The organism is Massilia sp. YIM B02443, from assembly GCF_030411955.1.
Taxonomy (GTDB): Bacteria; Pseudomonadota; Gammaproteobacteria; order Burkholderiales; family Burkholderiaceae_D; genus Telluria.
This window is the reverse complement of the sequence record NZ_JASNRA010000005.1, coordinates 169,621-180,961: the sequence shown is the minus strand read 5'-3', so window position 1 is coordinate 180,961 and position 11,341 is coordinate 169,621. Positions and strand designations below refer to the sequence as shown.

Genomic DNA, 11,341 nt, shown 5'->3' with positions numbered 1-11,341 from the left:
AGCGCGCAACCGTAAATCCCGATATTCGATGCCATTTTCCGACGCTTGAATGCGCGACGTGCGCGCCAATCGGCGCCGATTCGGACTCGGCATGCGGCGGCATTCATCCGATCGCCAATTGCCGTTCCCGCCTTTCAAATCTAGCGTTCCGTAATGCGCAGCAGGTCCATCTTGCACAGCCACGCCAGGCCGCGCAGCAACGTCGGCCGGTCGCACGGCCCCAGCGTATCGCTCAGTTCTTCCACCTGCATCGGACGCGGACCGATGGCCCCAAAGATAACGCCGAATTCTTCCAGCGTCGGCATCGACGCAGCCGCGAAACGGTTGATGCCGAGCTCCCGATACTGGCGCACCAGCGCCAGCGAGGCCTCGGGTTTGAGTTCGACCAGCGATGACGGCCCGAGTGCCCGTGTGGCGTAGCTGGCGAACAGGCGGAACGGATCGAGGCGATCCGGCGCATGCTGCGGCAGCGGCGGATTCAATGACGGATCGGCGCGGCGGCGCTCGGCCAGTTCCTCGAACAGCGTGCGGTAGCGCGCCAGCACCGCGCGCCAGTCGAACTCCTGGCGCGCGCGCAGGCGCGCGTTGTCGCCCATCGTGCGCCGCAGGTGCGGGTCGCGAATCAGGCTGCCGTAGGCTTGCGCCAGTCCCGCCCCATCGAGCGCCACCGCCTGGCTGGCGTGGCCGCAGTACATCTCGAAGCTGTCGACGCCATCTTCATAACGCTGCGCCAGGTCCTGTCCCGCGCCGGGAGCCGGCATCACGGTGGCGATGCGGTAGCCGTCGACGCCGTCGCGCACCGTGTCGCGATAGCCGTTCCAGTCCGACACCACGCACGGCAGGCCGGCCGCCATCGCCTCCAGCGGCGTGAGGCCGAAGGTCTCCTGCAGGTTGTCGGCCAGCGAGGTGAAGATGTCGGCACAGGCCCAGGCATCGCGCTTGTGCTGCGCGTCGCGCCCATCGAGCACGATCAGGTTCACCGAAGGACACAGCGCCGCCGCCGCTTCGTGGAAGGCGGTCTCGATCGCCTCGCCGGCGAACCAGCCGCACAGCACCAGGTGCACCCGCCGCCCGCCCTTCTCGGCGCGCTCGAGCGCGGCGAACAGCTGCTGCGGATGCGACTTGGCGTGCACCGACAGGCGGCCCAGCGACAGCACGGCGACATCATCGAGCCCGATGCCGAGGCGTGCGCGCGCATCGAAACGCTCCTGGTCCGAAAAGCGCAGCTCGTCGCAATGCACGCCGAGCGGGATCATCGGCAGCTGCGGCAGCTCGAAGCGGGTCGCGCCCAGTCGCGTGCGCAGGTAGGCGGCCTGCTGCTCGAGCAGCAGGCGCATGCTGTCGCGCACCACGCGCGAGGTGCAGACGATGGCGTCCCAGCCGCGCACCGGCGCCGTCAGCAGGCCGGTGACGGTGTTCATCATTTCGTGGTTGGCGACGCTGTGGACGACGCCGCACAGGCTGTAGTCGCGGTCGTCCAGGCGCAGGCGCTGCCACGCCAGGCGCTCGATGTCGGCGCCGGGGTGATACAGGCAGCCAAAACGCTTCAGGTCTTGCGGGCGCGATGACGCCACCCACGCCAGCTCGCCCGCGTAGCCATCGTCGCGCAGCGCCGCCAGGCAGGCGTCGGCGTGGCGGCGGTCGGCGGTGAAGCATCCGAGTTCGCCCTGCGTCCCTTCCTGCGCCAGCGCGCGCAGCAGGCCGACGCCGGCCGACTGCCGCCCCAGCAGCTTCTGGCCCGCGATGTTGAACGCTTCCGGATCGTAGTGCAGGGCAAAGCGGTCGTGCATGGACATTCCTGTGACGGCGGCGATGGCCCGATCATAGCGCCGACACGGATGCGGCGGCGCGAGACTGCGCCGCCGCATCGGGAGTGCGATCGAGGATCGCGTTCAGCGCTTGGGCGCCACGCGCCAGACTACGCCGCCTGCATCGTCCACCACCAGCAGCGCGCCGTCCTGCGCCACCTCGACGCCGGACGGACGGCCCCAGACATCGCGGTCGCTCAGCACCATGCCGGTCATGAAGTCCTGGTACTGGCCGGTCGGCACGCCGTTCTTCATGAACACGCGCACCACCTTGTAGCCGGTGCGCACGCCGCGGTTCCAGGAACCGTGCAGCGCCACGAACACGTCGCCCTCATACTCTTTCGGGAACGCGTTCTTCGCCCCTTGCGGCGCGTGGTACACCGCCATCCCCAGCGGCGCCGAGTGCGCCTGCAGCAGCACGTCCGGGGCGATGGTCTTGCCCTTCAGGTCGGGACGCACGCCCTTCTGGCGCGGATCTTCGTTGTCGCCCAGGTAGTACCACGGCCAGCCATAGAACCCACCCTGCTTCACGCGCGTGAGGTAGTCCGGCGGCAGGTTGTCGCCCAGGCCGTCGCGCTCGTTCACGTTGCACATCACGTCGCCGGTGGCGGGATAGACCAGCATGCCGACGCAGTTGCGCAGGCCGGTGGCATAGGTACGGCGGTTGTTGCCGTCCGGGTCGAACGCCATGACGGTGGCCCGGTCGGTCTCGACGCCCCAGGCGGCGCCGACACCGTGCGCCTTTTCCCATTGCGCGATCGGCTGCGGCGGCTTGTTGCCGATGTCGCTGGCGACGTTGGTGGCCGAGCCGATCGACAGCAGCATCGTTCTACCGTCTTTCGAGAACGCCAGCGTGCGCGTGGTGTGGCCGCCGCTGGTCTCGGACAGTTCGGGCACGATCGTCTCGGCCGCGCCGCGCGCCTTCAGGTCGCCGTTGCGGTAGGGGATGCGCACCACCGAGTTGACGTTGGCGACGACCAGGTATTGCGGATTGGCGCCGGAGGGCCAGAACGCCATGCCGTAGGGGCGCGACAAGCCGGTTGCGAATACCGCGGCGCTGTTGGCCTTGACGCCGTCTTTCGAGCGCAGCACCTTGATCTCGCCGTTCGAGGTCGACGCCAGGAAGATGTCGCCGTTCGGCGCGCGCAGCGGCAGGCGCGGCTTGTCGTCGTCGCGCGCGTAGATGCCAACCTCGAAGCCTGGCACTACCTGCGGAATCGAGCCATTCGGGCGGGCCTGCACGCGCGGGCCGTTGCCGGCGCTTGGCGTAGCGAATGGGGCCGGCAGGTCGGCGAACTTCAGGTGGTGCAGCTTGCCGGGCTGGTGTTCTTCCCACGAGCCGGCGCGGTCGCCGGAGGCGGCCGGTGCGGCGGCTTGCGCGGTGGCTGCGGGTCCCTTGAGCGTGGCCAGGTAGTCGATCAGCGCAGCGCGCGTCTTCTGGTCCGGCACGCCGACCGGCATGGTGGTGCCGGGCACGCGCCTGGCCGGGTCGAGCAGGAACACGTCGAGCTCATTGCGGGTCCAGGTGGCGCCGGCGGCGCCGGCTTTATTCAGCGCGGCCGAGTAATTGAAACCGGGGACCGCCGCCGCCTTGCGCCCGACGACGCCGAACAGGCCGGGGCCGGCCAACGGCGACAGCTTATCGTCGACCGTGTGGCAGCTGGCGCAGTTATTTTGAAAAATGGTGCGGCCGTTCAGGGCGGCCGGCGCGGCGTGGGCGCTCAGCGCCATGGTCAGGCTGGCGAACGTCAAGGCATGCAGCGTCAAGGATTTGGCGTGCAACGGTGTCTCCCGGTTGTCTTCAATGAACGCCATCATAGGTCAACTCGGTCCTGCGTTGTCGCTTTCGTCATCGGCCCGCCTAGCGTCCCGGCGCTGCGGTCACATGCGTGCCCGGTAGTCGCGCAGCAGTGCCGCGCGGCGCGGCCGGAAGCTGTCGCCGGTGGGCGCGGCCGCGGCGATGCGCTCGGCGCGGAACATGCGAAAGTCGTCGCGCAGGCAGCAGCGCGCCAGCACCACCAGCATGTTGTCGAGGTAGACGATGGCCAGCGGCCAGATGGTCCGGCGGCTGGCCACGCCGTTGCGGTCGACGTAGTCGATGGCCAGCGCTTCCTCGCGCCAGCAGCAGGCGCGGATCAGATCCATGTCCGGCAGCCTGGCATACCTCTGGCCGAAGTGGTGGACCTGGGATACCGCGTGCAGCAGGTGCTGCTGGCCCAGCGACGGCAGGGTCGCCGCGACCTTGTCCAGCACCGACTGCGCCGCGCCGCTCAATGCCGGGTCGCCCATGTGGCGCACCTCGGACAAGCCCAGGATCAGCGCTTCGAGTTCGATGCGGCTGAATGTCTGCGGCGGCAGCGCGCCGTCCTCGACCAGCGTGTAGCCGAAACCCCGTTCGCCGTCGATACGCGCGCCGCCGGCGCGCAGGCTGTCGATGTCGCGGTAGATCGAGCGCGGCGAGACGCCGGTGTGCGCCGCCAGCTGCGCCGCCGTGGCCGGGGAAGGCAGGCGGCGCAAGGCGGCCAGGAGCGTGAACAGGCGTTCGGAGCGGGACATCGGCAGCTGACGGAAAGTGACAGTAGGGCTGGCTATAGTAGCACCCGCTGGCCAGCACCTTTTTTCCACTTTCACGCAGGAGTCACCATGTCGGTCCAGGCAGTCACGCACATCAATTTCAATGGCCAGGCGCGCGCCGCGCTCAGCTTCTATCACGCCGTGTTCGGCGGCCGGATCATGCTGGTGACTTACCAGGATTTCGGCGTGGAGTCGGACGGAACGCCGTGGGACGCGATCATCTGGGGGCAGGTGGTGGCCGAGAGTGGGATGCGCATCATGGCGTATGACGTGCAGAAGGACAAGGCATGGCATCCGGGTGAGAATGCGTTCTATGTGTCGCTGCGCGGGGATTCAGCTGAAGAGATCGCGGCACTGTGGGAGCGACTGGTCGAGGGCGGCAACATTGTGCATCCGCTGGCGCCGGCGAAGTGGTCGCTGCTGTATGGAATGCTCAAGGACCGGTTTGGCGTCACGTGGGTGCTCGATGTGGCGCCCGACGCTGCCCGTTGACGCCCGGTTGGGTGATTCGCAAGCGGCGCTGGAATACACGGCATGACGTCTGCAAGCCGCTTGACCGGGTCGCCCAAAAGAAAAACCCCGCTACTGCGGGGTTTCCTTTATGACGCCTGGGCGAATCAGTCCCAGCTCAGCGTACCGCCAGTCTGGTACTCGGTCACGCGCGTCTCGAAGAAGTTACGCTCCTTCTTCAGATCGATCATCTCGCTCATCCACGGGAACGGATTCTCTTCATTCGGGAACAACGCATCCAGACCAATCTGCACCGCACGGCGGTTGGCGATGAAGCGCAGGTAGCCCTTGAACATCGGCGCGTTCAGACCCAGCACGCCGCGTGGCATGGTGTCTTCGGCGTAGCGGTACTCCAGATCAACCGCTTCCAGGAACAGCGCCTTGATCTCTTCGCGGAATTCCGGGGTCCACAGCTGCGGGTTTTCCATCTTGATCGTGTTGATCAGGTCGATGCCGAAGTTCACGTGCATCGACTCGTCGCGCAGGATGTACTGGTATTGCTCGGCGGCGCCGGTCATCTTGTTCTGGCGGCCGAGCGCCAGGATCTGGGTGAAGCCGACGTAGAAGAACAGGCCTTCCATCAGGCAGGCGAAGACGATGATCGACTTGAGCAGCTTCTGGTCGTTTTCGACGGTGCCGGTCTTGAAGTCAGGGTTGGTCAGGACGTCGATGAACGGGATCAGGAACTGGTCCTTGTCGTGGATCGATTCGATCTCGTTGTAGGCGTTGAAGATCTCGCCTTCGTCCAGGCCGAGCGACTCGACGATGTACTGGTAGGCGTGGGTGTGGATCGCCTCTTCGAAGGCCTGGCGCAGCAGGTACTGGCGGCATTCCGGCGCGGTGATGTGGCGGTAGGTGCCCAGCACGATGTTGTTGGCGGCCAGCGAGTCGGCGGTGACGAAGAAGCCCAGGTTGCGCTTGACCAGGCGGCGCTCGTCTTCGGACAGGCCGTTCGGGTTCTTCCACAGCTCGATGTCGCGCTGCATGTTCACTTCCTGCGGCATCCAGTGGTTGGCGCAGCCGGCCAGGTATTTGTCCCAGGCCCACTTGTACTTGAACGGCACCAGCTGGTTGACGTCGGTTTCGCCGTTGATGATGCGCTTGTCGTCGGCGTTGACGCGCTTGGCCACTTCGGCGGCGGGGGCGCCTTCGGGGTTGTTGATGTGCGGGGTGGCCGCGGCGCTGGTTGGTTCGTCGTCCCAGTTGAGCATGGTGGTTTCCTTCTGTGGTGAGTCCTGATGCGCAGTTGCGGCGCAGGTCACGCGTGTTTGATATGTGTCGGTCGCGGGGGGAACCTCTGGCGCTTGCGGTGTGCGGGCAAACTTGGGTTCCCGCCTTCGCGGGAATGACGGTTTTAAATGTGGTGGTACTGATTACGGTGCTGATGTCCCAGCGGTGCTGCTGTACTGATGTTCGGCGATGCCGCCGTCACTGGTGTCAGCGATGCGAGCCGACATTTACGTCGGCTCGCATCATTGCCAGATTACTGGCAGGCTTCGCACTCGTCGAAACCGGCGTCGCCAGGACGCAGGTAGCAGGCGGCGCCTTCCTGGATTTCGGCGGTCGCGGCCGGAGCCGAGGCGGCTGCCACCGGCGCGGCTGCTGCCGGCGCGGCGTGGCCAGCCTGCAGACCGCCCGAGACCGGCACGGCGTTCAGGGCGCCGGTACGGGTGGTCGACTTCTCCAGGTGGGTCGCGGCGATGGTGCGCAGGTAGTAGGTGGTCTTCAGGCCGCGCAGCCATGCCAGTTTGTAGGTCTCGTCCAGTTTCTTGCCCGAGGCGCCGGCCATGTAGATGTTCAGCGACTGGGCCTGGTCGATCCACTTCTGGCGACGCGACGCCGCTTCCACCAGCCACTTCGGCTCGACTTCGAACGCGGTAGCGTAGATGTCGCGCAGGTCTTGCGGCACGCGATCGATCTTGCTCAGCGAACCGTCGAAGTACTTCAGGTCGGCGATCATGACTTCGTCCCACAGGTCGCGCGCCTTCAGGTCGCGCACCAGGTACGAGTTGATCTCGGTGAATTCGCCCGACAGGTTCGACTTCACGTACAGGTTCTGGAAGGTCGGTTCGATGCAGGCCGACACGCCGATGATGTTCGAGATGGTCGCGGTCGGGGCGATCGCCACGCAGTTCGAGTTACGCATGCCGAACTGCTTGATGCGCTCGCGCACCGGGGTCCAGTCCATCGAGGCGCTGGTGTCCTGCTCCAGGTAGCCGCCGCGTTCTTCCGCCAGCAGCTTGATCGAGTCCTGCGGCAGGATGCCGCGGTCCCACAGCGAACCGGTGTAGGTTTCATAACGGCCGCGCTCTTCGGCCAGCTCGGTCGAGGCCAGGTAGGCGTAGTAGCAGACCGCTTCCATCGAGGTGTCGGCGAACTTGACGGCTTGCTCCGACGCGAACGGGATGCGCATCATGTGCAGGCAGTCCTGGTGACCCATGACGCCCATGCCCACCGGACGGTGACGCAGGTTCGAGTTGCGCGCCTTTTCCACGGCGTAGTAGTTGATGTCGATGACGTTGTCGAGCATGCGCATCGCGGTGCGGATGGTCTTCTGCAGCTTGACGTGGTCCAGGCCATCGCCCTTCATGTGCTGCGGCAGGTTCACCGAGCCCAGGTTGCAGACCGCGATTTCGTCGGCGCTGGTGTTCAGGGTGATCTCGGTGCACAGGTTCGACGAGTGCACCACGCCCACGTGCTGCTGCGGCGAGCGGATGTTGCATGGGTCCTTGAAGGTGATCCATGGGTGGCCGGTCTCGAACAGCATCGACAGCATCTTGCGCCACAGGTCCATGGCTTCGATCTTCTTGAAGACCGCCATTTCGCCGTTTGCCGCTTTGGCTTCATAGGCCAGGTAGGCTTTCTCGAAGGCCTTGCCGGTCAGGTCGTGCAGGTCCGGCGTCTCGGACGGCGAGAACAGGGTCCAGGCGCCCTTTTCCATCACGCGCTTCATGAACAGGTCGGGAATCCAGTTCGCGGTGTTCATGTCGTGGGTGCGGCGGCGGTCGTCGCCGGTGTTCTTGCGCAGGTCCAGGAATTCTTCGATGTCCAGGTGCCAGGTTTCCAGGTAGGCGCAGACCGCGCCCTTGCGCTTGCCGCCCTGGTTCACCGCCACGGCGGTGTCGTTGACCACTTTCAGGAACGGCACCACGCCTTGCGAACGGCCGTTGGTGCCCTTGATGCGCGAACCCAGCGCGCGCACCGGGGTCCAGTCGTTGCCCAGGCCGCCGGCGAACTTCGACAGCAGCGCGTTCTCCTTGATGGCGTCGTAGATGCCTTCCAGGTCGTCGCCGACGGTGGTCAGGTAGCACGACGACAGCTGCGAGCGGCGGGTGCCCGAGTTGAACAGGGTCGGGGTCGAGCTCATGAAGTCGAACGACGACAGCAGGTTGTAGAACTCGATCGCGCGCGCTTCGCGGTCGTCTTCACGCAGGGCCAGGCCCATCGCGACGCGCATGTAGAACGCCTGCGGCATTTCGATGCGGGTGTCGCGGATGTGCAGGAAGTAGCGGTCGTACAGGGTCTGCAGGCCGATGTAGCCGAACTGCAGGTCGCGGTCGGCGACGATGGCTTTGGCCAGGCGCTCGAGGTCGTACTTGCCCAGTTCTTCGTCCAGCAGTTCGGCCTGGATGCCCTTGGCCACGTACTGCGGGAAGTAGGTGATGTATTCGGCGGCGGCCGCGGCTTGCGCGACTTCGTGGCCGAAGACTTCCTTGCGGATGGTGTGCAGCAGGATGCGCGCGGTCACCTGGCTGTAGGCCGGGTCTTTTTCCATCAGCGCGCGCGCGGCCAGGATGGCCGACTTGTGCAGCTCTTCGACCGGCACGCCGTCGTACAGGTTCTTCAGGGTCTCGGCGACGATGGCGTCGGCGTCGACGTGCTTTTCCAGGCCCGAGCAGGCCGCGCCCACCAGGGCGTGCACGTCGTTGACGTCCAGCGGACGGCGCTCGCCGCCGTCGACCACGTTGATCTGCGGCGCGGCGACCGGGGCGCCGCCAGCGGCTTCCTTGGCGGCGCGGCGTTCTTCCATGCGCTTGGCGCGATACAGCACGTATTCGCGCGCGACGTCGTGTTCGCCCGAACGCATCAGCGACAGCTCGACCTGATCCTGCACGTCTTCGATGTGGAAGGTGCCGCCGTTCGGCTGGCGACGCACCAGGGCGGCAACCACGTTGCCGGTCATCTGTTCCACCAGCTCGCGGATGCGGGCCGAGACGGCGCCCTGCCCGCCGGCGACGGCGAGGAAGGCCTTGGTCATCGCGACCGAGATCTTGTTCGGTTCGAACGCGACCACGGCGCCGTTGCGGCGGATGACGCGGTAGTCACCGCGCGCGACGATCTCGGCCGGGGTCTGGCCGTTCGACGTCGCTCCTGGGGTGACGTGCGGGTTGATCGAGATGTTTTGTGCTGTTTGCAATTGAGCCTCCAGGATCAGCGGGCGGGCCGCCGTTGTTTACACGGGGACCCTCGTGCGCTTGCGCAACCCGGTCCGTCCAACAAATTAAAGAAAAACGAAAAACCCGCCAGCCGGTAACCGATGCCGGCAAACCAGAAAGCAGGTAAAAATGCGTTAAATAAAGCGTGTCAGCAAGCGTCTGTTGAACAAATTTGTGGGCAACTTGTGGACAACCAGCGGACAACTCTGTACAGCTCAGGAATCTAGTGCTATCGGTCCACTACCACTACATCTAGTGTCCAGCTTTGATATGAGACTAATTGTAGTACCTCGTTTGCGCGAAGGGCAAGTGAATAAATTCCCAATTTTTGCGCGCGCGCCCTTGACATTCGCGTTTCTCGGCATTGTGGGGAGTGCGGCGTGAGCGAGCACTAACGTCACGAAAAGCTGCCGGGTTTCGGCTGCCTCATGAAGAATCAGGATGGGGCGGCATTGCTTCGCGATGGAGCATTATGCACCGGAATAATTACCGCAAAGTAACATCGAGGTGCGACTGGATGTAGGGGCTAACCGCTTGCCGCCGCCCCTACATGCCGAGCTTGTGCATCTGGTAGCGCAGTTGTCGTTCGCTGATGCCGAGGGCGGCGGCAGCCTGGAGACGGTCGGCGCCAGCCTCTTGCAAGGCGCGTCGGATCGCCTCTCGTTCGACCCCGTCGAGATAGGAGGAGAGGCCGGCCGCTGCGGCCGGTGCGGCGGGCTGCGGCGCCGGCGCCGGCACGTCGACCGGCGCTCTAGCCGACGCATCGGCGGGGGCGGCGACAACGGCCGGCGCTACCGGCTCGGGCGCAACCGCCGGCGCGACCAGCTCACGCGCACCCGCCTCCGGCGGCCGCGCCGCCTTCAGCGACAGGTCGCCGACCTCGATCACGCCATCGTTGGCAAACGCCAGCGCCCGTTCCAGCACGTTCTCCAGCTCGCGCACATTGCCCGGGAACGAATACGCCTTCAGCGCCTCGAGCACGCCCGGCCCCAGTGACGCCTGGCCCGGCCCGGCCAGCCGATTCAGGATGCCCTCGGCCAGCATCGCCAGGTCGTCCAGCCGCTCGCGCAGCGGCGGCAGCGCCAGTTCGATCACGTTCAGGCGATAAAACAGGTCTTGCCTGAACTTGCCCGTCTCGACGCAGTGCGCCAGGTCCTGGTGGGTGGCGCTGATGATGCGCACGTCGACCGGCTCCTCATTGGTCGCGCCAATCTTGCGCACGCGCCGTTCCTGGATCGCGCGCAGCAGTTTCACCTGCATCGCCAGCGGCAGGTCGGCCACTTCGTCCAGCATCAGGGTGCCGCCGTTGGCCGCGGCGAAGAAGCCGTCGCGTTCTTCGGCGGCGCCGGTGAAGGCGCCCTTGCGGTAGCCGAAGAACTCGGCCTCCATCAGCGTTTCGGGAATCGCGCCGCAGTTCACCGCCACGAACGGCTTGTTCGCGCGTGAACTCTGGGCGTGGATTTCGCGCGCGGCCAGTTCCTTGCCGCTGCCCGATTCGCCGGTGATCGAGATCGGCGCCATCGAACGCGCCAGGCGCGCAATCTGCGCACGCAGCGACTGCATCGCCGGCGAATTGCCGATCAGGCGCGAGGTCGCCCCCGCGCCCTGCCCGGCGCCGTCGCCGGGTTCGGACAGTTTCAGCGCCGAGCGCACCATCACGCGCAGCGCGTCCAGCGCCACCGGCTTGGCGATGTAATCAAAAGCGCCGGCTTTCAACGCCACCACCGCGTTGTCGGCGCTGCCGTAGGCGGTGATCACGGCCACCGGCGTGCCCTTGCCGGAGGCGCCGATCTCGCGCAACAGTTCCAGCCCCAGGCCGTCGGGCAGGCGCATGTCGGTCAGCACCAGCGCGTACTCGTGTTCCTCGAACAGGGCGCGCGCCTGGCGCAGCGTGGCGGCGCTGTCGACGTCCAGCCCCATCTTGATCAGGGTGATCTCGAGCAGCTCGCGCAGGTCGGCTTCGTCGTCCAGCACCAGCACCCGTGGGGTGCGCGGCGGCGTCATGCGCGTGCT

7 protein-coding genes are annotated in these 11,341 nt (G+C 66.1%); 1 reads left to right on the top strand and 6 read right to left on the bottom strand.

Annotated features, from left to right (window positions below; all coding sequences use genetic code 11):
* Positions 1 to 140: 140 nt before the first annotated feature.
* From QPK27_RS07735 to QPK27_RS07725, 3 genes are all read right to left on the bottom strand, one after another.
* Complete coding sequence (locus tag QPK27_RS07735) at positions 141 to 1,790, bottom strand: glycosyltransferase family 4 protein (protein ID WP_290417634.1); 1,650 nt, start codon at positions 1,788 to 1,790, stop codon at positions 141 to 143.
* A gap of 102 nt (positions 1,791 to 1,892) precedes the next feature.
* Complete coding sequence (locus tag QPK27_RS07730) at positions 1,893 to 3,590, bottom strand: PQQ-dependent sugar dehydrogenase (RefSeq protein ID WP_290417633.1); 1,698 nt, start codon at positions 3,588 to 3,590, stop codon at positions 1,893 to 1,895.
* Between the two features lie 99 nt (positions 3,591 to 3,689).
* Complete coding sequence (locus tag QPK27_RS07725; protein WP_290417632.1) at positions 3,690 to 4,364, bottom strand: YafY family protein; 675 nt, start codon at positions 4,362 to 4,364, stop codon at positions 3,690 to 3,692.
* Positions 4,365 to 4,451: 87 nt separating this feature from the next.
* Between QPK27_RS07725 and QPK27_RS07720 the strand changes: the two genes are divergently transcribed.
* Positions 4,452 to 4,874 carry a VOC family protein gene (locus QPK27_RS07720; RefSeq protein ID WP_290417631.1) on the top strand — a complete coding sequence of 141 codons (423 nt, stop codon included), beginning with the start codon at positions 4,452 to 4,454 and terminating at the stop codon, positions 4,872 to 4,874.
* Positions 4,875 to 4,999: 125 nt separating this feature from the next.
* Here QPK27_RS07720 and QPK27_RS07715 read toward each other — a convergent pair whose 3' ends face one another.
* The 3 genes from QPK27_RS07715 to QPK27_RS07705 all read right to left on the bottom strand — a co-directional run bounded on the left by QPK27_RS07715 (position 5,000) and on the right by QPK27_RS07705 (position 11,332).
* The gene (locus QPK27_RS07715; protein WP_290417630.1) at positions 5,000 to 6,103 is read right to left on the bottom strand and encodes a ribonucleotide-diphosphate reductase subunit beta; all 1,104 of its coding nucleotides are present in this window, start codon (positions 6,101 to 6,103) and stop codon (positions 5,000 to 5,002) included.
* Between the two features lie 272 nt (positions 6,104 to 6,375).
* Positions 6,376 to 9,309: a ribonucleoside-diphosphate reductase subunit alpha gene (locus QPK27_RS07710; RefSeq protein ID WP_290417629.1), complete on the bottom strand. Its 2,934-nt coding sequence runs from the start codon at positions 9,307 to 9,309 to the stop codon at positions 6,376 to 6,378.
* A gap of 565 nt (positions 9,310 to 9,874) precedes the next feature.
* The gene (locus tag QPK27_RS07705) at positions 9,875 to 11,332 is read right to left on the bottom strand and encodes a sigma-54 dependent transcriptional regulator (protein ID WP_290417628.1); all 1,458 of its coding nucleotides are present in this window, start codon (positions 11,330 to 11,332) and stop codon (positions 9,875 to 9,877) included.
* Positions 11,333 to 11,341: the final 9 nt, after the last annotated feature.

Excerpts from the sequence above, each read along its gene's own strand:
- QPK27_RS07720 (WP_290417631.1), top strand. The coding sequence starts at position 4,452 with ATGTCGGTCCAGGCAGTCACGCACATCAATTTCAATGGCCAGGCGCGC.
- QPK27_RS07715 (WP_290417630.1), bottom strand. The coding sequence starts at position 6,103 with ATGCTCAACTGGGACGACGAACCAACCAGCGCCGCGGCCACCCCGCAC.
- QPK27_RS07735 (WP_290417634.1), bottom strand. The coding sequence starts at position 1,790 with ATGCACGACCGCTTTGCCCTGCACTACGATCCGGAAGCGTTCAACATC.
- QPK27_RS07725 (WP_290417632.1), bottom strand. The coding sequence starts at position 4,364 with ATGTCCCGCTCCGAACGCCTGTTCACGCTCCTGGCCGCCTTGCGCCGC.
- QPK27_RS07705 (WP_290417628.1), bottom strand. The coding sequence starts at position 11,332 with ATGACGCCGCCGCGCACCCCACGGGTGCTGGTGCTGGACGACGAAGCC.